The sequence below is a fragment of the Roseibium sp. SCP15 genome, from assembly GCF_040329435.1.
Lineage (GTDB): Bacteria > Pseudomonadota > Alphaproteobacteria > Rhizobiales > Stappiaceae > Roseibium.
The window spans coordinates 410,176-430,488 of the sequence record NZ_JBDZYI010000003.1 but is presented as its reverse complement, the minus strand read 5'-3'; the positions used below and the strand labels follow the sequence as shown (position 1 = coordinate 430,488).

At 56.4% G+C, this 20,313-nt stretch carries 19 protein-coding genes; 13 read left to right on the top strand and 6 right to left on the bottom strand.

Annotated elements, in window-relative coordinates; all coding sequences use genetic code 11:
* The first annotated feature begins 48 nt into the window (after positions 1-48).
* The 9 genes from flgB (at position 49) to ABLO27_RS15840 (ending at position 9,577) form a co-directional block, all read left to right on the top strand.
* Entirely contained in the window at positions 49-453 is a 405-nt protein-coding gene (flgB, locus tag ABLO27_RS15880; RefSeq protein ID WP_353033912.1) for a flagellar basal body rod protein FlgB, read from the top strand.
* Positions 454-483: 30 nt separating this feature from the next.
* Positions 484-894 (top strand): flagellar basal body rod protein FlgC, encoded by a 411-nt coding sequence (flgC, locus tag ABLO27_RS15875; RefSeq protein WP_353033911.1) that lies wholly within the window; start codon positions 484-486, stop codon positions 892-894.
* 35 nt (positions 895-929) lie between these two features.
* The gene (locus ABLO27_RS15870; protein WP_353033910.1) at positions 930-1,244 is read left to right on the top strand and encodes a flagellar hook-basal body complex protein FliE; all 315 of its coding nucleotides are present in this window, start codon (positions 930-932) and stop codon (positions 1,242-1,244) included.
* Between the two features lie 21 nt (positions 1,245-1,265).
* Positions 1,266-1,532 carry a flagellar biosynthesis protein FliQ gene (gene fliQ / locus ABLO27_RS15865; RefSeq protein ID WP_297580833.1) on the top strand — a complete coding sequence of 89 codons (267 nt, stop codon included), beginning with the start codon at positions 1,266-1,268 and terminating at the stop codon, positions 1,530-1,532.
* Positions 1,533-1,545: 13 nt separating this feature from the next.
* Entirely contained in the window at positions 1,546-2,319 is a 774-nt protein-coding gene (fliR, locus tag ABLO27_RS15860) for a flagellar biosynthetic protein FliR (protein ID WP_353033909.1), read from the top strand.
* Positions 2,320-2,328: 9 nt separating this feature from the next.
* Positions 2,329-3,408 carry a flagellar biosynthesis protein FlhB gene (gene flhB, locus ABLO27_RS15855; RefSeq protein ID WP_353033908.1) on the top strand — a complete coding sequence of 360 codons (1,080 nt, stop codon included), beginning with the start codon at positions 2,329-2,331 and terminating at the stop codon, positions 3,406-3,408.
* A 150-nt stretch (positions 3,409-3,558) separates the two neighbouring features.
* The gene (gene cckA / locus ABLO27_RS15850) at positions 3,559-6,111 is read left to right on the top strand and encodes a cell cycle histidine kinase CckA (RefSeq protein ID WP_353033907.1); all 2,553 of its coding nucleotides are present in this window, start codon (positions 3,559-3,561) and stop codon (positions 6,109-6,111) included.
* Between the two features lie 54 nt (positions 6,112-6,165).
* Entirely contained in the window at positions 6,166-6,501 is a 336-nt protein-coding gene (locus tag ABLO27_RS15845) for a cupin domain-containing protein (protein WP_353033906.1), read from the top strand.
* 304 nt (positions 6,502-6,805) lie between these two features.
* Positions 6,806-9,577 (top strand): ATP-dependent Clp protease ATP-binding subunit, encoded by a 2,772-nt coding sequence (locus ABLO27_RS15840; RefSeq protein ID WP_353033905.1) that lies wholly within the window; start codon positions 6,806-6,808, stop codon positions 9,575-9,577.
* A 93-nt stretch (positions 9,578-9,670) separates the two neighbouring features.
* On the opposite strand, the gene ABLO27_RS15835 is transcribed toward ABLO27_RS15840, so the two are convergent.
* From ABLO27_RS15835 to ABLO27_RS15815, 5 genes are all read right to left on the bottom strand, one after another.
* On the bottom strand, positions 9,671-10,216 hold the full coding sequence (locus ABLO27_RS15835) for a hypothetical protein (RefSeq protein WP_353033904.1): 546 nt from the start codon (positions 10,214-10,216) through the stop codon (positions 9,671-9,673).
* Positions 10,200-10,829, bottom strand: a complete 630-nt coding sequence (locus ABLO27_RS15830) for a lysophospholipid acyltransferase family protein (RefSeq protein WP_353033903.1) — start codon at positions 10,827-10,829, stop codon at positions 10,200-10,202. Before ABLO27_RS15830 ends, ABLO27_RS15835 begins: the two co-directional genes overlap by 17 nt.
* A gap of 161 nt (positions 10,830-10,990) precedes the next feature.
* Positions 10,991-11,917 carry a phosphatidate cytidylyltransferase gene (locus ABLO27_RS15825; RefSeq protein WP_353033902.1) on the bottom strand — a complete coding sequence of 309 codons (927 nt, stop codon included), beginning with the start codon at positions 11,915-11,917 and terminating at the stop codon, positions 10,991-10,993.
* Positions 11,914-12,525 carry a CDP-alcohol phosphatidyltransferase family protein gene (locus ABLO27_RS15820; RefSeq protein WP_353033901.1) on the bottom strand — a complete coding sequence of 204 codons (612 nt, stop codon included), beginning with the start codon at positions 12,523-12,525 and terminating at the stop codon, positions 11,914-11,916. Before ABLO27_RS15820 ends, ABLO27_RS15825 begins: the two co-directional genes overlap by 4 nt.
* 109 nt (positions 12,526-12,634) lie before the next feature.
* Positions 12,635-13,228 carry a TetR/AcrR family transcriptional regulator gene (locus ABLO27_RS15815; protein ID WP_353033900.1) on the bottom strand — a complete coding sequence of 198 codons (594 nt, stop codon included), beginning with the start codon at positions 13,226-13,228 and terminating at the stop codon, positions 12,635-12,637.
* A 186-nt stretch (positions 13,229-13,414) separates the two neighbouring features.
* On the opposite strand from ABLO27_RS15815, the gene ABLO27_RS15810 reads away from it, so the two are divergent.
* The 4 genes from ABLO27_RS15810 to ABLO27_RS15795 all read left to right on the top strand — a co-directional run bounded on the left by ABLO27_RS15810 (position 13,415) and on the right by ABLO27_RS15795 (position 19,056).
* Positions 13,415-14,278: an ABC transporter six-transmembrane domain-containing protein gene (locus tag ABLO27_RS15810; protein WP_353033899.1), complete on the top strand. Its 864-nt coding sequence runs from the start codon at positions 13,415-13,417 to the stop codon at positions 14,276-14,278.
* Positions 14,271-14,729, top strand: coding sequence for a DUF2147 domain-containing protein (locus ABLO27_RS15805; RefSeq protein WP_353033898.1), 459 nt, complete (start codon positions 14,271-14,273; stop codon positions 14,727-14,729). Before ABLO27_RS15810 ends, ABLO27_RS15805 begins: the two co-directional genes overlap by 8 nt.
* 71 nt (positions 14,730-14,800) lie before the next feature.
* On the top strand, positions 14,801-15,934 hold the full coding sequence (locus tag ABLO27_RS15800; protein ID WP_353033897.1) for an efflux RND transporter periplasmic adaptor subunit: 1,134 nt from the start codon (positions 14,801-14,803) through the stop codon (positions 15,932-15,934).
* Positions 15,931-19,056, top strand: coding sequence for an efflux RND transporter permease subunit (locus tag ABLO27_RS15795; RefSeq protein ID WP_353033896.1), 3,126 nt, complete (start codon positions 15,931-15,933; stop codon positions 19,054-19,056). The genes ABLO27_RS15800 and ABLO27_RS15795 overlap by 4 nt, the downstream gene beginning before the upstream one ends.
* 81 nt (positions 19,057-19,137) lie before the next feature.
* Here ABLO27_RS15795 and ABLO27_RS15790 read toward each other — a convergent pair whose 3' ends face one another.
* On the bottom strand, positions 19,138-20,265 hold the full coding sequence (locus ABLO27_RS15790; protein ID WP_353033895.1) for a choloylglycine hydrolase family protein: 1,128 nt from the start codon (positions 20,263-20,265) through the stop codon (positions 19,138-19,140).
* Positions 20,266-20,313 lie beyond the last annotated feature (48 nt).

Below are 20,313 nucleotides of genomic sequence, written 5' to 3'. Positions count from 1 at the left end.
CATTTGGTCGGCAATCATTGCCTAGTGGGTTAACGAATGGTGAACTGAATGGCTTTCACAGATTTGCCGATTTTTCAGGCGCTCAGATCAAAGATGCAATGGCATCAGACGCGCCAGGGCGTTTTGGCTGAAAACATCGCCAATTCCGATACGCCGGGATACCAGTCCCGCGACGTGAAGACCTATTCGTTCGAGGACCATATTGCGCGCGAGGGCTTTGGTGTGACGACGAACGTCACCAAGGCAGGTCATATTTCCGGCAGTATTTCCAGCTCCAGTAGCGTCAAGACGGAAAGGCGGGATTCCTTTGAAGTCACACCCAGCGGCAACTCGGTCAATCTGGAAGAGCAGATGATGAAAATCACGCAGAACCAGATGGACTTCCAGGCGGCAACGAGCCTCTACACGAAAGGGCTCGGCTTGATCCGGACCGCCCTGTCGAAAAATGCTTAGAGCGCCGCAAACAGATTTGGAGGCAGGTAGATGGACCTGATTAAGTCACTGTTCGTTTCCGCCAGCGGGTTGAAAGCGCAAAACGGACGTATGCGCGTCATCGCTGAGAACATCGCGAACGCAAATTCCACCGGCCGTACCCCTGATGAAGAGCCTTACAGGCGGAAAATTCCGACCTTCGAAAACCATTTCGACAAGGAAATTGGGGCCGACGTCGTGGAGCTCGGCAAAATTGCCGAAGACAAATCGCCGTTCGAAACGACCTATATGCCCGGACACCCGGCCGCCGACGAGAATGGCTATGTGATGCTTCCCAACGTGAACACGTTGATCGAAACGACCGACATGCGCGAGGCGCAGCGGTCCTATGAGGCAAACCTGAACGTCATTGAAAGCACGCGGCGGATGCTGCAGCGGACAATCGACATCCTGCGGGCGTGAGCCCCAGTTGTTCTTAAAGGAAGGGGGCGGTCGAAATGTCTACAACATCGATTGCAAACAATGCCTACCAGATGGCGGCAAAGCTTCAGCAGCAGGCACGTGCGGTTGAAGATGTCGGCGCGCAGCGCGAAGGCGTCGATTTCGGACAGATGGTCCAGGAAGCGGTTGAAACCGTGGTCGACAAGGGGAAGGCGGCTGACAACAAGGCCATCGGGATGATCGAAGGCAAGACCGGCGTCGTCGATGTGGTGACCGCCGTCGCAGAAACCGAGGTTGCCCTGGAGACGATGGTGACTGTCCGTGACAGGGTTATTTCCGCCTACGAAGAAATCATGCGGATGCCGATCTAACCGGCAGTTTGGGGGCGCTGAATGACTGGCGGCGAAGTACTTGATCTTGCACGCGAAGCCGTGTGGACCATGATCCTGGTTGCCGGGCCGACAATGATTGTCGGCCTGCTTGTCGGTGTCGTTATCGCGCTGTTCCAGGCGCTCACCCAGATCCAGGAAATGACGCTCGTTTTCGTTCCTAAAATCCTGGCCATCTTCGTTACGATTCTGATTTCCTTGCCTTTCATGAGCCAGCTGCTTGAAGCTTTCATGGGACGGGTGACGGAGATGATCCTGACAACAGGATAGGTCACAGCACTACATGACCATTCAGCTTGATTTTCTGCCCGATGTTGCCGCTGCATTCATGCTGATGTTTGCGCGCCTCGGCACGATGATCATGCTGTTGCCGGCCTTGGGAGAAAGCTCCATCCCGATGCGGTTTCGCCTGACGATAGCGCTGGCGGTCACATTGGTGCTTTATCCCGTCGGGGCACCGCAGTACCCGGCGAACCTGACAGACAATCTGGCACAGCTTCTAGTCCTGCTGGCAGGGGAGCTTGTGATCGGTTTCGGTATCGGTCTTTGCGCGCGCATGATCACGTCTGCCCTGCAAATCGCAGGCGTCATCATGGCAAACCAGTCCGGTCTCGCCTTTGCTCTTGGGACCGACATTGCGAATGAAGGGCAGCAGGGCGCGCTTTACGGCAATTTTCTTTCTATTCTCGGCATCACGTTGGTGTTCGTGACCGACACTCACTACCTGATCATCGCGGCGCTTTACGACAGCTTTTCGATCTTTCCGCCTGGCTTTGCACCGCCGGTGGGAGACTTTTCTCAGAACGCGACGGAGACCGTCGCACATGTGTTTTCAATCGCGGTGCGCATGAGTGCGCCGTTTCTGGTCGTTGGTCTGGTCTTCTATTTTGGCCTCGGGCTTTTGAACAAGCTGATGCCGCAGATGCAGATCTTCTTCATCGCCATGCCCGTGAACATCGCGGTCGGGCTGTTTTTGCTCATGGCGCTGATCGTGACCCTGATGATGTTCTATCTGGAGCATTTTCAGGAATCGCTCGGCAAGTTCATCGTAGGGTAGCGCTGCAGAATGGCTGACGATACCGACGACTCGGAAAAGACAGAGGACCCCACGCAAAAGCGCTTGAAAGAAGCGCACGACAAGGGGGACGTTCCCAAATCGCAGGAAGTGAGCACCTGGTTCACCCTGGCTGGCGCGACCCTGATGATTGCAATTTTTGCTCCGGGGACGGCTGCTTCGCTGGGCGACCTGATGAAGGGGTACATCGAACACGCGCATCAAATTCCGGTTGATGGTTACGCGCTGAGGGCTTTGTGGCGGGACACCGGGCAGTCCGTCGCGCTGATTGTGGGCGTGCCGTTGATCGTGCTGGTCATCATGGCGGTTGCCGGCAACCTGGTGCAACATCAGCCGTTGCTCACCGCCGAGACCATCAAACCGAAGCTGTCGAAGGTTTCTCCTGCCTCCGGCTTCAAGCGTCTGTTTTCGTCTGAAAGCCTGGTGAATTTCGCCAAGGGCATGGCGAAGATTTCTATTGTCGGCGCGATCATGGTGGCGGTGATGTGGCCGCACCGGGATGAGGCCGACATCATGATCTTTGCGGAAGTCGGCGTCATTCTGCCAGAAGCCAGAGTGCTGATCCTGCAGCTGTTGGCGGCCATTCTGGCGGTGATGACCGTGGTCGCGGGCGCGGATTTCGTCTACCAGCGCCACAAATGGTTCAACAAGCAGAAGATGTCGCTGCGCGAAGTGAAAGAGGAATACAAGCAGACGGAAGGCGACCCTCAGGTCAAGGGCAAGATCCGGCAGTTGCGCATGGAGCGGTCACGCAAGCGGATGATGTCTGCGGTGCCGCAGGCAACCGTTGTGGTTACCAACCCGACCCACTACGCGGTTGCTCTCAAATATGAGCAAGGCATGGGGGCGCCGCTTTGTCTTGCCAAGGGAACGGATGCGGTTGCTCTTAAGATCCGTGAGATTGCCAAGGAAAATGAAGTGCCCGTGGTCGAAAATCCACCGCTTGCAAGGGCGCTGTTTGCAACGGTCGAAATAGATCAGGAAGTTCCGGAAGAGCATTACAAAGCTGTCGCGGAAGTTATCGGCTTCGTCTTCCGCATGCGCAAGCGGGCCGCATGGAGGGCCAAATAAGACGTTGAAAGGTTCTTGTTCGTCCGAACCTTGGGTAAAGGGGTGAATTTCAACAGGACATGGCCTCATATCAGTTGAAATTAGGTAATAAGCACAGAATGCTTGAGTACGGCCTTGGGTAAAGCGAATCGGGCCGGGGAGACAGGACGGATGAGTGACATGGACGGAGCGCCGAGCGGGCCGATGATCAGCCGGCCGGAGCGGTCCGGGAATATTGGCCTGCTTATAGGCCTGGCGCTACTGCTCGTCGGTGCGGCTGCTGCCTTTGCGGTGATGGATCGCGAAGTGGCGCAGCCGTTCATACTTGCGCTGCTCGGAATCCTGGCTGTTATCGGTGTGTTCTGCCTGTTTGCCGGAGCCATCGGCTTTCTGCGTCTTTCTGCGCGCCCGGGCGAAGCCAATCCGCTTGCTTCGGCTTTTGTCGATACGCTGGAAGACGGAGCGCTCATTACCGACAAGGAAGGGCGGCTCGTTTATGCCAACAAAGCCTATGCCGACTTGACGGGTGCGGAAAGTGCCGCCGACATTCGTGTTGTTGAACGTGTCTTTTCCTCAGATCCTGACGCTGCAGATGCCATTTTCCGTCTCTCCCAGGCAATGCGCGACGGCCGGCGTGCCCAGGAAGAGATCCGCATGCCGGTTCCTCTTGGCCGGGCGGAAGGTACGGCGCGCTGGTACCGGGTGTCCGTCCGTCCGCTTCAGGTTTCGAAAGAGCGTGGCGTCGGCAAGCCGATGGCGGTCTGGCAACTGGCAGACATCACGCGCGACCGGGCCGAACAGGAGAATTCTTTCCAGGAGCTACAGCGCGTCATCAATTTCCTCGATCACGCACCGGCGGGCTTCTTTTCCTGTGATGCCGAGGGCCGCATTGTATACCTGAACGCCACCCTTGCAGATTGGCTCGGCTATGATCTTGCCCAGTTCGATGCAGGTGATCTGGATCTCTCCGGGATCGTTCGCGGAGATGGAACGGAGCTGATCCGTTCTGTGAAAGGTCAGGCCGGAGAGGTCAAGAGCGAGACCTTCGACCTTGACTTTGTGACCCGGAATGGTCGCGGCCTGCCGGTTCGGTTGCTGCACCGAGTGCCGTTTGGCGAAAACGGGCAGCCCGGAGACAGCCGCACGCTGGTGCTTAACCGCTCCCGTGGCGAAGAGGCGTCGGAGGCATTGCGCGCGTCGGAAGTCCGTTTCGCACGCTTCTTCAACAACACTCCGATTTCCATCGCCTCGCTGGACAAGGAAGGCCGGGTCCTGCGGACCAATGCGCCATTCCTCAAGCTCTTCGGTGCAATTGATACCGATGATGAGTCCCCGAAACTGGAAGCCTATGTGGCTGATAGCGGACGGGAAGAACTGTCAAAGGCGCTGTCTGCCGCCGCCAAGGGGATCGGAGAGATTGCGCCGATCGATATTCCGCTTGTGGAGGGCAACGACCCGCGTTCGGCGACTTTCTATGTGTCCGCTGTGCAGGACGGTGAGGGCGACGGCGAAACGGCGATTGTCTATGCGCTGGAAACGACCCAGCAGCGCGCGCTCGAAGCGCAGTTCGCCCAGAGCCAGAAGATGCAGGCAATCGGGCAGCTTGCCGGCGGTGTTGCTCACGATTTCAACAATGTCCTGACTGCGATCATCGGTTTCTCCGATTTGCTGCTTGCCAGCCATCGTCCGACCGATCCGTCCTTCCAGGACATCATGAACATCAAGCAGAATGCCAACCGCGCTGCCGGTCTGGTGCGGCAGCTGCTGGCGTTCTCGCGCCGCCAGACCCTGCGGCCTCAACAGCTTGAACTGAACGATGTGTTGGCTGATCTTTCAATCCTTCTGGACCGCCTGCTTGGTGAGAAGGTGGAATTGAAGGTGATCCATGGTCGGGATCTGTGGCCGGTGATGGCCGATCTCAATCAGCTCGAACAGGTGATCGTCAACCTTGCCGTGAATGCCGGTGATGCCATGGCTGACGGCGGGCGCCTGACAATCCGCACCAAGAATGTGCAGGAAGCTGAATCCACCCAGTTCGAAAACACCAGGGGAATGCCTCCGGGTGAGTACACGTTGGTGGAGGTGGAGGACACCGGTCACGGAATGCCGCCCGACGTGATGGAGAAAATCTTCGATCCGTTCTTCTCCACCAAGGAAGTCGGCAAGGGGACCGGACTTGGTCTTTCGACGGTTTACGGTATCGTCAAACAGACCGGAGGCTTCATCTTCTGTACCTCGGAAGTGGATGCGGGTACGACGTTCCGGCTGTTCCTGCCGCGGCATATCCCGGCATTTGTCGAAGAGGTGAAGCCGGAGGCCAAAGAGGCTGAGCCGGAAAAGGTCGCCGATCTCACCGGGTCCGCATCGATCCTGCTTGTCGAGGATGAGGAAGCCGTTCGGGCCTTCGGCGCGCGGGCGCTCGCATCACGTGGGTATACGGTCTACGAAGCCGGATCCGGGAACGAGGCGCTGGAAGTGATGGAGGAAACCGATGGTGAGGTCGACCTCGTGGTTTCCGATGTGGTGATGCCGGAAATGGATGGCCCGACACTGCTGGTCGAATTGCGAAAAACCCGTCCTGATCTGAAAATCATCTTCGTCTCCGGATACGCGGAAGACGCATTTGAGGAAAATCTCCCCGAAGGCGAGCAGTTCTACTTCCTGCCGAAACCGTTCACGCTGAAACAGTTGGCGACCACGGTGAAGGAAGTTCTGGGAAGTTAGATCCGGCAGGGTATAGTGATTTCCGTCCAGGGTTTTTCACCTAAAGGAAATACTATGCAATTGCCTGAATTTATTCGAAATTTTCCAGCTCTCGATATTCCGTTTCCCGAAGATGTCGTGAAGAGCTATGCTATTCGTTCCGACGCCGGGCTTGTTGTCTTTTTTGATTTTCAGAAAGACATGGTGCTACCGCCGCATTCTCATCTGGCCCAATGGGGAACCGTCCTGGATGGTGAGATCGAATTCACCATCGGTGGCGAAACCCGGACGCTTGGTCCGGGCGCGATCTACGATATCCCAAGTGGTGTCGAGCACGGTGCGATCATCAAGGCTGGAACCAAGGCGATTGATGTCTTTGAGGAAGCTGACCGGTATCCGATCAAGGCCTGAGCCACTCTGCGCCTTGATTGTCCGCTGTTTTGGCGTGCCCAATCACGGGATGTCGCTAAAGCCAAATGTCGAAAACGTCACCTGCTGACGAATGCAGTGCTCGTGAGCAAATCGAATCCTGCCGGCAACTCTCTTCTGAGTTGAGAGACTGGAGGATGATGCGCGCATTGGTCGTCGATACTGCCTTCCCTTTGCCAATCATTTTTCCTAACCTCTCTTCATTGAATGAGAGGGCGCTCCAATCGGAAACGTTTCGAGTGCTGTTGAGGATCCCCAACAGGATCAGGGATTTAAGGAGAGTGGCATGGCACAGGGATATTGCGATGTGTGCGGCAAACGTGCGGAATACCGGGCGCAGGTGCGCCGGGGCGGACGCCGGAGTGTTGTTGAACTGTGCCAGGAGCATTACGAGCAACTCGCGATGCGCCGTCAGTCAACCTCGCCAATGGATCTCCTCTTCGGCGACCAGATGTTCGGGTCGGATCCCGGCGGCCTATCGGACCTCGCGCGTGCCATGGCAGCACGGGAGGCAGGCGGAAGCGACGATGTCGGCTTCGGTGATCGTGAAGCGGTCGATCTTGAAAGCTACCTGACCGACGAGGCGCGCGAAGCGCTTCAGGCCGCTGCCCAGATCGTCGATGAGCAGGGCGGCACCGTCATTGATACGGAGCACTTGCTCTACGTTCTGGCAAACACGCCTTCGGTCAAGGACATTCTCCGACGTTTCAAGCTGAATGCATCGGACTTGAAACAGCATATCGAGCACAACTTCTTCAAGGAAAACGAAAAGAAGGCGGAGGACGAAGACGGCGAAAAGTCGGTCACTGTTTCGCCGCGCGTCAAGGCGGCCTTGCAGTCGGCGTTTCGCATTTCCCGCGAGTTCGGCAACACTTATATCGGCCCGGTGCATATGTTCCTCGGGCTCATGGATATCGACGAAGGGCGGGCGAACCAGGTTCTCAAGACCTATGGACTGACACCAGAGGCCCTGCGCCAGAAAGCAGCGAAGGTTGTCGGTACGGGACCGGAAGGCGGTTCCAAGCCCCAGTCAGAAACACCGAAGCTGGACGAGTTCTCACGGGATCTGACCGAAGCGGCCAATCGGGGAGATCTGGATCCGGTGATCGGCAGATCGAAGGAAATCGGGTCGGCCATCGAAGTGCTTGCGCGGCGTACCAAGAACAATCCGGTTCTGATCGGTGAGCCGGGTGTGGGCAAGACCGCGATTATCGAAGGGCTCGCGCAGCGTATCGTCAATGATGACGTTCCGGAGCAGTTGCGTGGAAAACGGCTTGTTGAACTCAACATCAATTCCATGGTGGCCGGATCCAAATACCGGGGTGAGTTCGAAGAGCGTCTCAAGGAAGTCATCGACGAAGTCACTGCCAACAAGGACAGCGTTATCGTCTTCATCGATGAATTGCACACCATCATGGGCGCCGGGCAGGGCGGCGGTGAAGGTGGTCTGGATGTTGCCAACGTCATCAAGCCGCCAATGGCGCGCGGGGACCTCAATCTGATCGGCGCGACCACTCTCAACGAATATCAGAAGCATATCGAAAAGGATGCCGCGCTTGAACGACGCTTCCAGCCGGTTCTGGTGCCGGAGCCGACCACCGAGCAAACGGTGATGATCCTGCAGGGGCTGCGGGACAAATATGAAGCGCATCACCAGGTGACCATCACGGACGAGGCGATCTCGGCGGCTGTCGACCTGTCGAGCCGCTATATCACCAGCCGCTTCCTGCCGGACAAGGCCATCGATCTTATGGATACGGCAGCCGCACGCGTTCGTATCGGTGCCACAGCGCGGCCCCAGGATCTTCTTGAAAGGGACGAAGAACTTCTGAAACTCGAGCGCGAACACGAGTCTGCCAAGGCCAACAAGGATTATGACCGTGCGCAGGAACTGGATGAACAGATTGATGCCCTGCGCGAAGAGATTTCCGAACAGGAGGACACCTGGAGAACCTCGATCGGTGGTGAGACTCCCGTCGTGCAGTTGGCTCATGTCGCCGAAGTGGTCGCCTCCCTGACCGGCATTCCTGTGTCGGAGCTGACTGAGGAAGAGCGCGACAAACTGCTGAAGCTGGAAGACCTTCTGCATGAACGGGTGATCGGTCAGGACGAGGCGGTGAAGGCCGTCAGCCTGGCTGTCCGACTGGCGCGCTCCGGCCTTCAGGCCAGTGGCCGCCCGGTCGCGACCATGCTTTTCCTTGGGCCGACCGGCGTCGGCAAGACCGAGCTGGCCAAGGCGCTCGCGGCAATCGTCTATGGTGACGAGAACGCCATGATACGGCTTGACATGTCGGAATATATGGAGCGGCACACAGTGGCGCGTCTCATCGGCGCTCCTCCCGGTTATGTCGGATATGACGAAGGCGGTCAGCTGACGGAGAGAGTGCGCCGGCGTCCGTATTCCGTTGTGTTGTTGGATGAGATCGAGAAGGCCCATCCGGAAGTTCACAATGTCATGCTGCAGGTCTTCGACGATGGCCGGCTGACGGACGGCAAGGGACGGATGATCGATTTTTCCAACACGATCATCATTGCGACCTCAAATGTCGGAGCGGAAGTCATCCAGGAAAAACTGGCAGCGAACCCGGCGACCAAATACGACGACCTGAAACATGGTGTCATGGACAAGCTCCGCCACTATTTCCGTCCCGAACTCCTGAACCGGCTGGACGAGATCATCGTTTTCCATTCCCTGTCAAAGGACAACATTCGGGAGATCGTCAGGCTGCGGTTGGAAGGGGTCGCGCAGGCCGCTCGCGGGCAGGGCATCACGCTCGGCTTTTCTGAAAGTCTGGTCGATCACGTCGCCGCGGAGGGGTATCTGCCCGAATTCGGTGCGCGCGAGTTGCGCAGACAAATCCGGACCCTGGTGGAAGCCAGGTTGTCGGAGGAGATCCTCAAGGGAGATATCGGGACCGGGGACACAGTGACGGCTGACTGGCCGGAAGGATCGTTTGGAGTGAAGTTCGACGTTCAGAAGCCGGCGGCCGAGCAGGCTGCAGATGAGGCCAAGGACGATGAAGCCGGACCGGAAGCAGAAGAAACTGCTGCCGAATAGGCTCGAAAAATTGAGATGATGCGTGGATGGCGGACTGGTTCTTTGCTGTCCATGCATACCGGCAAGGTGATGTCCTCGCCAAACAGGCCACCGTCACCATCCGACGGCGGAGAAATAGAACGTGTAGAACACTGCCCAGAGGGCAAGGCTGATTGCCAGCTTGGCAGCTAAAGACAGTCTGTTTCCGATGAATGCCGACAGTCCACCAGCTAGACAGGTCAGCAACAGAAACCGCGGCAACCGGACCAATGGTGTCAGCAGGAAAAGCACAGCCGGATTGACGCCTGATTGTCCTGCGGAATAGGCGAAGGTCTTGTAGGGAACTCCGGAAAAGGCGCCTTGCAGCATGCCGGTGTAGAGCCCTTCCTGCAGCAGCTGCTCTACTCGGGCGAATGTGTCATCTGAGATACCAGGAACATGTAACAGCAGCTGATGTGCCTGGTTCGGAAACCAGACGGCGCAATGCCACATCAAGGTGCCGCCCAAAGCGGCGGCAAGAGAGGCGATGAAGCAGGCCAGTAGGGCTTTTCTCAACGAGCGACAGGCAACACTCGTCAAAAAAACATCAGGAACGATGAAGAACAGTGTTGCTTCTGCAAAGCCCCAGAGTGCGGCCAGGGTTTTACTCCCAGGGCGCAAAGTTCTTTTCCGTTGATAGCTGGGCGAAACGCTCCCTCAGACTGTTCATGAATTGAATCCGGTTCCCCTTCCAAGTGATTGGTTCTCCGATGAAAATGTCGCAGAAGAACGGGACAAGCAGAAACGAGCCTTTCGGCAGAGCCTTGCCAAGTCCGTGTGTGAAGACCGGTACGACTGGCGCACTCGGAAACCGCTCTGCGAGGTAGGATATGCCCTTCTTCAGGTCGGTCATCTGTTCCGGTTCACCACGAGACCCCTCCGGAAACAGGATCAGGACCTTGCCGTCTTCCAAAGCCTTGTAACATCCCTGCAAAGGATCTTCGGACCTGCCGGCGCCACCGCGTTCCACCGGAATGATGCCCAGTACATGCTCCGACAGCCATGCCTTTTTGGGCGAGGAAAAGAAGTAGTCGGCAGCTGCGACCGGCTTGATGTCCTTGAGTTTTGAAAGCGGCATCAGAGCCATCAGCACCATTGTGTCCAGATGGCTGTTGTGATTGGCAACGATGATTGCCGGCCCATCCGATGGCAGAAGATCCTTTCGCCGCACATTCAGACCCAGCAGGAACAGCACAGCGATCTTGACGAAGATGTAGAACATCTTTTGTAGCATCGGTCAGCTCGCTTTCACCACGTGAGCGGTCAGTACACCTGAAGACGGCAGGAGACTTGTTTCTGTCAATGTTCCCGGGCTGACGGGGCAGGGTGCATATCCCTTGCTGAAGAAAGAGCCGAAGTATGCAGGCGTAATGTGTTCTCGCATGTCGGTTCACCTCAATAGTAGAAGTAACGCGTGAAATGAAAGAACAGCGGCGCGGTGAATGTCAGGCTGTCGATTCGATCCAGAATTCCGCCATGCCCCGGGATGAGACTGCCAGTGTCCTTGACGCCGAGATCCCGCTTCAGTGCTGACACGGTTACGTCACCAACAAACCCGGCAACGGCGATGAGAAGGCCGGCAGCCGCAGCACGAGGCAGATCGAGCGGTGTAACTAGCGGAGCGATCAGCACGGCGAGAACGAACGTGGTGGCAACCCCGCCCAGAAAACCTTCCCAGGTCTTGTTTGGACTGACGCCCGGAATGATCTTGCGGCGACCGAAAAGTTTGCCCCATGTGTATTGGGCGACATCATTGAACTGTGTCAGGAAAATCAGGAACAACAGCAGTCCCGCGCCGCCAGCTTCGTTGCCCGGTGTTGGTGGCAGAATGAGCAGGAATGCGGCATGGCTGATGGAAAAGACGCACAGCATCAAGCCCCAGTTCAGCGTGCCGACGGAGCGCAGAAATCCGTCTGTCTGTTGTGACAGCAGGCTGGCGAAGGGCAGGAAGAGGAACATGTAAACCGGGATGAACACCGCAAACATGCCGTAGTAGCTGTCATAGACCCAGAAATACTGGACAGGGATCGAAAGGTAGGCCCAGAAAAGCACACGTCGATCCGCGCGGCGGGTCGGGATCATCGAGAAATATTCCTTCAGCGCCAGAAAACTGATGAGCGCGAAAACGATGATCGAGATCGTGTGACTGACGAGAAAGGCAATGGTGAAAATCGCGACCATCACCCACCAGCTCTGGGTACGCTGCACCAGTTCTGTCATCGGCTTTTTTGAACGTTTTGAAAGCGCATAAACGATTACGCTAGCGACCGCCAGAAGTGTCCAGATACCGATCAGTGCCCAGTGGATGGCATGCAACGTCATTGTGTCTCAAGCTCCTTCAGGGCGTTGCGGGCGCGGTTGAAAATCGTCACGCCTGAAAGTATCAACCCGACCGCAAACAGGATCTGGTAAAGCAGGGCGTTGGTGAGACCGAAACCCATGAAAAAGCCGCAGAGGCCGAAGAGAGCTGCGCGGTCGCTTTTGCCAAAAGGGCCGTCATAGCGGCGGCTGGCTCCAATCTGCACTCCGATCACTCCGGTCATCTCGCCAATGATCGCAAGAACCACGAGGCCGACCACCAGTTCACCAGACACGAAAGGCAGGGCGGCGAAAGGCAGATAGAGTGCAGCGTCAGACAGCACGTCTCCGAGTTCGTTCAGGATTGCGCCAAGGTTGGATTTCTGATCGTGTTCGCGTGCCAGCATTCCGTCAATGGCATTCAGACCCATGCGAATGAACAGGACCAGCGGCAGGAGCAACAGGGGGAGTGCTGCGCCTGGAGCCAGCCAAAGGGCAAGGCCTTCCGCCAGGGACAGAACCAGCGCCGTCAGGGTCACCTGATTGGCTGTGATACCACCGGCTGCAAGCTTCTTGCAGATGGGGCGAAGCAGATCCTGAAATCTGGATTTGAGCTGATAAATGGTAGGCATTGACTGAAAGGTTCCGGAAATCCCTTGGAAACATACATTCAACAAAAAGAAATTGCCTCATCGATGTAGGGATTGATCCGCAGAAAATCGAGTGAAAGGAAACACTTGCTTAAAGCAGCTGTTTCACCGCCTGCTTCAGGGATGATAGTTCCTTCTTGCTCGGCTTACGGCCTGCAAAGACTGCTCGCATGGCCAGTCCCTCGATGAGGTCGAGTATGAATTCAGCGCAGTCACGTTCTGAAATTGCCTTTTCCGTCTTCGCGCCTTTTCGTGACGCCACAATCCGTCCGGCGAGGGTTGCCACGAGGCTTTCCCGGTTTTCCAGAAATCCACCCACGATTTTCGGATTGCGAACGGCTTCAGCGATGATTTCGATGGTCAGTGCCGCATATTCCGGCTGACTGCATAGCGCCAGATAGTTCGTGACGAAGATTTCCAGGGCGGCAAGCGGATCCACCGTCTGGGTCAATTGCTCCTGAAGCTCCGCCAGCTCGTCGGCTTCAAGCGTCGCAATTGCGGCGATCAGCTCCGTCTTGCCGTTGAAGTGATTGTAGATATTTCCAAGCGAGACGCCTGCGCGTTTGGCGATGTCACGAATTCCGGTTTGATGAAATCCCTGCTCGATAAAGCAGATTGCGGCGGTTTCCACGATGTGTTTCCGGCGGGCGTCTGCGGTTTCCGCACGTGAAAGTTTCTCATTCATTCAGATTTCTCACCTTGCCCATTGGCAATTTTGTATTTTTCACCTATATGCGGTGAACGATCGTTCGCTCAAATTAAATTCCGGTCATTCGACCCTGATGTTGCAACGACAAATGACACGCGGCTTCGACGCTATCAGATCCAGGTATCACCGATACCAGAAACCACTTTTCGAGACGTGTAGAAGATGCAGTTCAAAATCGACCTTCCCTATATTTTGCGCACGTTCCGGCAGCGGATTGCGCTGACCTGGGGCATCGTACTGGTTGAAAACACTCTGATCGCCTTTATTCCGCTGTTGATCGGCATGACCATTGACGGCCTTCTGGCGGGCAGAGTGTCTGAACTCTTCTGGATGGTCGGCATTCTCGCGAGTCTCGGGCTCGTTGCAGTTGGTCGCAGGGTATACGACACGCGGGCCTATGGCACCATTCGGCTGCATCTTGGTTCCGAACTCCAAAGAAGAACGTCAGATCTTCCAGTTTCAAAACGAAGTGCCCGGATCGACATGTCCCGGGAACTGGTGGACTTTCTGGAGCATGACACGCCGGCGCTGATCACAGCGGTTATTCAGATCGTCGTCAGTTTCGGCATCCTGATCTATTTCGATATCAGGCTTGGGATCTCGTCTGCGATTGTCGTTATCGGCATGATCCTGGTTTACGCGTGTTTTCACAGCCGGTTTTACACCTTCAATGCGCGGCTCAACGAGCAGCGCGAACAGCAGGTCGACTTGTTGTCCTCCGGAAGGCGCCTTGGTGTGTTCCGCCATTTGCGCGCCTTGCGGCGTCACGAAGTTGCGATCTCGGACACCGAAGCTGTGCTCTATGGAGGGATCTTTCTTCTGCAGATCGGCTTCATTGCGTTCAATCTGTTTCAGGGTGCCGGCATTGAAGGCGTAACTGCCGGGCAAATCTTCTCGATCGCGAGCTATTCCTGGGAATATGTGGAAGCTGCACTGCTGCTGCCAATCGCGCTTCAGAGCTGGTCGCGGTTGAGCGAAATCACAACAAGAATCAATTCTCGTCAAAGCGGAGTTCTGGATGCTTAACCTCGTCGACAAGGGGCTTGGTGCTGCTGTTTTCACATTTACTGCGATCAGCGTGCTCTCATCATTGCCAGCAAGTGCAAAGTCGCCGCCAGAAGGATTCTGGCTGACCTCCGACAAGACAATCGTTGTGGCGCTCGGTGCGTGCGAAAAGGGAAGTTCGAAACTGTGCGGCATCATCGCAGGGCTTCCGGGAGCTTCGAGTGATGAGGATCTCGCGCGATACAAATCGCAGTTGTGCGGATTGCCGGTCCTCTGGAACCTGGAATGGGCACGTGAAGACAAGAGCTGGGAGCGAGGCAAGATCCTCGACCCTGAAACCGAAAAGGTCTACGACTTGCGGGCGTCGATCAAGGGATCCCAATTGTCTTTGCAGACTATCGGCGAAAACGGAAAGCCGGGTGAGAGCATGACCTGGCAGAAGATCACGACCTTCAAGGAAGCCTGCTGGTAAGACGCTTCCCACCTGGCGACCCCGATCAAGTCCGGAAGCAAGGCAGCCACCGGTCACCTGGAGAATTGAATATGAGAAAAGCGCTGTGGATCGCGCTGGCACTGGTGACACTTGCCGGTGTCGCCCTATACGTGAGCACATTGGAAGACCCGGTCGAGGCCAATCAAGATACCTCGGCAACAACCTTGCGCCCTGTGAGTTACGTGTCTGCCATAGTTGGAGATCATGCTGGGGTTGTCTCGGTCTTTGCTGAAGTTACTCCGCGTTGGCAGGTGGAACTCCGTTCACGGGTTTCCGGTGTTGCGGATCAGGTCGCACCGACTGCACTCGGAGGATTCCGTGTGGCAAAGGACACGGTTCTTCTGACCCTTGAGGACGCGCCTTACCTTGCAAATCTGGAAGAGGCCCGCTCTTCGCTGAAGACCGCCGAGTTCGAACTTCTTCAAAGGGAAAAGAAGCGCGATATTGCGCTAAAGGACTGGCGAGCGGTCAATCCGAACGTCGAGCCGCCCGAAATGGCCATTCATTTGCCGGAAGTCCGTGTCGCCGAACAAAGGGTTGCAGCTGCGAAAGCGCGTGTCGGGGCGGCGGAATTCGATCTGCGATCAACAACCATCAGGGCACCGTTTGACGCAATCATCACCAAGAGATCCGTCAGTCCGGGACAATCCGTCAATGTCGGAGATGTTCTGTTCTCCTTGCTTGACGACAGCCAACTGGACATCAGAGTTTCCCTTTCAGCCAAGCAATGGCGACTGCTTGCGAGTGATTGGGATGAAGCTCAGGCACTCCTGTTCAGCGAAGGTGGCGAGCCTATCGGAGAGGCTCAGGTAAAGCGTGGTGGCGGGTTTCTGGAACCGAAGTCCCGCCGGTACCAGCTGTTCCTGGAAGTGGAAGATTCAGACAGCGCGTCAGTTCTGCCGGGACAATTTGTGCGCGTTGCCCTGCCTGGCCGATCCATCGGTTCCACCCTGCAGATCCCGGAAAGTGCTCTCACGCAAAACGGTTTCGTCTGGTATGTGGATGACAACGACCGGCTGCAACGTTTCGAAGCAACGGCGCTCTTCAGAAACAATGGCGAAGTCATCGTTGAAGCTCCGGACAAAAGTGATCTGCAAGACGCGTTTCGGATCGTTCCCCTGCCAATGAGTGCGTATCTGCCGGGGCAGCAGATTGCGCCGGTTGAAGCGGGAGCAGGCACATGACCTGGCTCACCAATTGGTTCATCCGCAATCCCGTCGCTGCCAACCTGCTGATGGTCTTCATTCTGGTGGTTGGTGTGACGTCTCTCATGACGATCCGGATCGAAGGGTTTCCGAAGATCCCGGCCGACACCGTGACGGTGACGACGTCGCTTCCGAATGCCTACACGGCCCAGGTTGATGAGCAGATTACGCGCAAGGTTGAAAAGGCCGTCGAAGGACTTGAGGGAGTAAAGGCGATCCGTTCCAGTTCGGAGCCTGGAATTTCCATGGTCTCAATCCAGAAGACCAATGGCTATGCGTTGCAAAAGCTGCTCGACAATGTCCGACTGAAAATCGACGGTATCTGGGACCTGCCGAAGGATGCGCGCCGCCCGGTCATCGAGGCAAACAACTTCGACGTTCCGGCGCTCTATGTTCAGGTTTTCGGACAAACGGACCTGAAAACGCTGCAACGCATTGCGCGGGAACTGCGTGCCGACCTTCTGGCAAGCCCGGAGATTTCCAGGGTCAACAACTGGGGGCTTCAGGACCAGGAAATTGCGATTGAGTTTCTGCCGGGAACACTGGAACGGCTTGATCTGACCATTGCCGATGTCATGACCCGCATTCAGGAAGCATCGCTTTATTTTCAAGGCGGTACGCTGCGCACTGAAGGGGGATACATTACGCTGAGGGCGGACAGTCAGGCCTATTCGCTCAGGGACTATCAGGACATTCCGATTGTTCAATGGCCGGACGGTACCACCACGCTTCTTGGAGACATTGCACTCATTACCGATGGTTTTGAGGAAGTCGATATCGAGACCCGGTTCAACCGGATGCCTTCGGTCGGAATGGAAGTTCTGATCGGCAGGAAAGACAATCTTCTTCGTGTTTCGGACGCTGCCGAAGCGATCGTTGAAGAGGCCCGAAACGGGCTTCCAGATGGTGTGGAAATTGCCATCTGGGGCAACTCCCGGGACTATATTTCGGACCGTCTCCAGCTTTTGAGCAGCTCAGCCTTGCAGGGTTTGCTGCTGGTTGCCTTGATGCTTGCGATCTTCCTGAACGTGAAACTGGCGTTCTGGGTGGCGATGGGTATTCCGATTTCCATTGCAGGTGCTCTTGCCGTTTCAACAATCGGCTGGATTGATTATTCCCTTAATGACATCACCACGTTCGGCTTCATCATTGTGCTTGGCATTCTGGTGGACGACGCCGTCGTTGTCGGAGAGAGCGTTCATGAGCAACGCAAGAAATTCGCCGACCCGCTGAAGGGGACCGAAGTCGGCGTTGAGCGTGTTTCCATGGCGACGGTGTTCGGCGTGCTGACCACCGTTGCGGCCTTTTTCCCCATGCTGCTGATCGACAATCCTCTCGGCAAGGTTCTGGCGAGTTTTGCGGGCGTCGTCATCCTCGCGCTGCTGTTTTCACTTCTTGAAAGCAAGCTCATCCTGCCAGCTCACCTGGCGCATATCTCGATGGGCGATACGTCAAGCCGAGGCATGCTGGCGCGCGGTTGGGGCAAGGTCCAATCAGTGGCGCAAGGTGGGTTGCTGAGTTTCAGAGACCGGATCTATGCGCCGGCGCTGAGATGGTCGCTGCGCAACCGATACGCAGTCCTCATTCTGTTTTTCGCGGTTGCGACGCTGGTCTTCGGCCTGATGGCAAACGGTCAGATCAAGTCGACCTTCTTTCCGAACGTGCCCGGCCAAGTGATTTCCGTTTCCCTGAAGATGGATCAGCGGGCTCCGGCACATCTCACAAGGGAAAACGTCGAAATCATCGAGAAGGCCGGTCTTGAGCTGAAGGACGACCCAACCTTGATGAATGCAGAGGGCAAGGGACCGGTCGAGCACCTGTTTGCCTTTGTGAGCGGAACGACGACGGCCGAGCTCTACATGGAGCTTACCCCATCCGCGGAGCGGCCCGGACTGACCACAAATGCCATTCTCGAGGCGTGGAAACAGCGGGTAGGGCCACTGGAAGGGGTTTCCGACCTGACATTCTCCGCGTTCGAGGAGTTTGGAGGTGGATTTCAGATCCGTCTGATTGGGTCAAACCGGGAGCTGCTTGAGCAGGCCAGCCTTGAGGTTCGTGAGAGGCTGGCAACCTTCGAAGGTGTCTCCAACGTGCGCGATACATTCCTGACCGGTCAGCCCGAGCTGCGTCTCAAACTGAAGCCGGAAGCGCGCTCTCTCGGTTTCACATCCGAGCGTCTTGCAAGCCAGATCGGTTATGCATTCGGTGGCGGGGAAGCGCAGCGTATCCAGCGAGGTTCGTCTGAAGTCCGTGTTGTGGTGCGCAACGTGCTTGAAGCCCGGAACCGGATTGAGGACCTGATGGCGCTGCGCCTCAAGAGCGAAAACGGAGACTGGATCGCGCTGTCCTCCGTTGCCGAAATCGTCCCGCGTTACGTGTCGGAGCAGATTCAGCGCCGGAACGGAAACCTTATCGTCACGGTTCGCGCGGATGTGAACCGCGAGATCGTTGCGCCGGAGGAAATTGTGCAGGCACTGTTCGACGGTTTCACTCAGGAGCTTGAAGACAGATACCCGGGCCTGACCGTCGATCAGGGGGGAGAGCTGGAACAGATCGGCGAAACAAGAGGTGGGCTCCTGCGAGCCTTCATCGTCGCCTGTCTGCTCATCTATATTCTGATGGCGGTGCCGCTCAAATCATACTGGAAACCGGTGATCATCATGTCGGTCGTTCCATTCGGCTTCGTCGGTGCCGTGATCGGCCACGGCATCATGGACCTGCCGTTTTCTCTGCTGTCCTTCTTCGGGGTTCTGGCCCTCATCGGTGTGGTCGTAAACGACTCGCTCGTGATGATGACGTTCTACGTTCAGTCGCGAGAAGAGGGTATGGCTCACGAGGAAGCAACGCTTCGATGTGGCATTGACCGGTTCCAGGCGATCTTTCTGACCACGGCAACGACGGTTGTCGGTCTGATGCCGCTCATGAGCGAGACATCGGAGCAGGCCCGCTATCTGATACCGGCGGCGGTTTCCCTGGCCTATGGGGAGATATTCGCAACGCTGATCACCCTGATCCTGATACCGGTGCTGCTGGCGATTTCTGCAGACATTCGAAATCTGGTGTTCGGCAAGAAGGCATCGCAGCCTCTGAAGACCGCTTGATGAATGAGGAGATTATCTGAGCAGCAGTTGTATGGCTGATTATGAGCTGCCGGGGATAATCCCGGCAGTTTTCCTTTGCGGTCAGTTGACCGGCGTCAGGTCGAGTACGTCTTGCGTCTTTTCCATTTCCAGCGGAATGCGGATGATCTCGTCGCCTGAAAAGTCCAGCTCATTCAGCGATACTTTCCGAAGCCGGCGATTGTGTTGCGTGTGGAAGTAGAGGTCACGATTTTCCTGGTCCCATGCGGTGGTCCAGATTGTGGAACTGCGCATGCCTTTGAGATTTTCGGCCGCCTGATTAGAGCCTTCCGCAGCCCCCAGGGGAACGTTGAAGTTATCAAGAATTCGCAAGAGCTCGTAGGTTGCTTCTCCGGCACTTTCCGTTGGCCGCGCTGTTTGCGTCCAGGCAACGGCCCTGACAAAGCGCGATGGCGGTGTGAAGTCACCCGGCAATCCGGTCATGCCGCTGCCGCCACCAAGCGGTGAGAAATTCATATCCTCCAGATTCTTGTCCGGAAGTGCGACCGCGGACAGGTTCAGATAGTTCCGCAGATTGGTGATGTGCCAATCGAAGCCAGGTGCATTCGTGATCACACCAAGCGGGTTGTCGAACAGGCGCAAGTCCCCGTTTTCATATTCAATCACCAGAGACTTGCCCGAGGGCTCAACGACCATCCAGTGAGCCTGAACCGGAATGCCGATTGCCTCTTCCACGACGGCGACCACCCGAACATCCTCAAGGCCGTTTCTTACCTCTTCAATGGTGGAAAACTGGGTGAGCACATAGGCCAGAAGGTCGACAGCCGTAATGGTTTCTTCGGCCATTGCAGCATCATATTCCGGATAGGCCGCGAAGCCCGGATGATAGAACATGCCACCGGCGAGGCCCGCCTCGTTCATGCCGTCGGCAAGGAAATCCTTCTCAAGCATGTCCAGCCCGACAACGCCGTACTTGGCCGCCCAACGCTTCCCGTTCACACCGTCGGGGGTGGTGCCGGTAAACGTATATCCGCGAGGAATAATCGCGACGCGGGAATTGAGGTCGAAAGCTCCCCATTCCATGCTTCGCCCATAAACCACCCCGCCGTCTTCGGCGATCAGTCGAATTCCGGTGCAAGCCTCAACAGCGTTCAAGGAAGTACTTGCAAGGAAAGCCGCAAGACCGAGGGTCATCATTTGCCTGAGGCGGGTAAATGCAGATTTTCTCATAATAATCTCGATGCAATTTGAATAGGAAATGCGAAAAAACATGCGCCA

Bases quoted from the DNA above. Each gene is read 5' to 3' on its own strand.
- flgB (WP_353033912.1), top strand. From the start codon at position 49: ATGGCTTTCACAGATTTGCCGATTTTTCAGGCGCTCAGATCAAAGATG.
- flgC (WP_353033911.1), top strand. From the start codon at position 484: ATGGACCTGATTAAGTCACTGTTCGTTTCCGCCAGCGGGTTGAAAGCG.
- ABLO27_RS15870 (WP_353033910.1), top strand. From the start codon at position 930: ATGTCTACAACATCGATTGCAAACAATGCCTACCAGATGGCGGCAAAG.
- fliQ (WP_297580833.1), top strand. From the start codon at position 1,266: ATGACTGGCGGCGAAGTACTTGATCTTGCACGCGAAGCCGTGTGGACC.
- fliR (WP_353033909.1), top strand. From the start codon at position 1,546: ATGACCATTCAGCTTGATTTTCTGCCCGATGTTGCCGCTGCATTCATG.
- flhB (WP_353033908.1), top strand. From the start codon at position 2,329: ATGGCTGACGATACCGACGACTCGGAAAAGACAGAGGACCCCACGCAA.
- cckA (WP_353033907.1), top strand. From the start codon at position 3,559: ATGAGTGACATGGACGGAGCGCCGAGCGGGCCGATGATCAGCCGGCCG.
- ABLO27_RS15845 (WP_353033906.1), top strand. From the start codon at position 6,166: ATGCAATTGCCTGAATTTATTCGAAATTTTCCAGCTCTCGATATTCCG.
- ABLO27_RS15840 (WP_353033905.1), top strand. From the start codon at position 6,806: ATGGCACAGGGATATTGCGATGTGTGCGGCAAACGTGCGGAATACCGG.
- ABLO27_RS15830 (WP_353033903.1), bottom strand. From the start codon at position 10,829: ATGCTACAAAAGATGTTCTACATCTTCGTCAAGATCGCTGTGCTGTTC.
- ABLO27_RS15825 (WP_353033902.1), bottom strand. From the start codon at position 11,917: ATGACGTTGCATGCCATCCACTGGGCACTGATCGGTATCTGGACACTT.
- ABLO27_RS15820 (WP_353033901.1), bottom strand. From the start codon at position 12,525: ATGCCTACCATTTATCAGCTCAAATCCAGATTTCAGGATCTGCTTCGC.
- ABLO27_RS15815 (WP_353033900.1), bottom strand. From the start codon at position 13,228: ATGAATGAGAAACTTTCACGTGCGGAAACCGCAGACGCCCGCCGGAAA.
- ABLO27_RS15810 (WP_353033899.1), top strand. From the start codon at position 13,415: ATGCAGTTCAAAATCGACCTTCCCTATATTTTGCGCACGTTCCGGCAG.
- ABLO27_RS15805 (WP_353033898.1), top strand. From the start codon at position 14,271: ATGCTTAACCTCGTCGACAAGGGGCTTGGTGCTGCTGTTTTCACATTT.
- ABLO27_RS15800 (WP_353033897.1), top strand. From the start codon at position 14,801: ATGAGAAAAGCGCTGTGGATCGCGCTGGCACTGGTGACACTTGCCGGT.
- ABLO27_RS15795 (WP_353033896.1), top strand. From the start codon at position 15,931: ATGACCTGGCTCACCAATTGGTTCATCCGCAATCCCGTCGCTGCCAAC.
- ABLO27_RS15790 (WP_353033895.1), bottom strand. From the start codon at position 20,265: ATGAGAAAATCTGCATTTACCCGCCTCAGGCAAATGATGACCCTCGGT.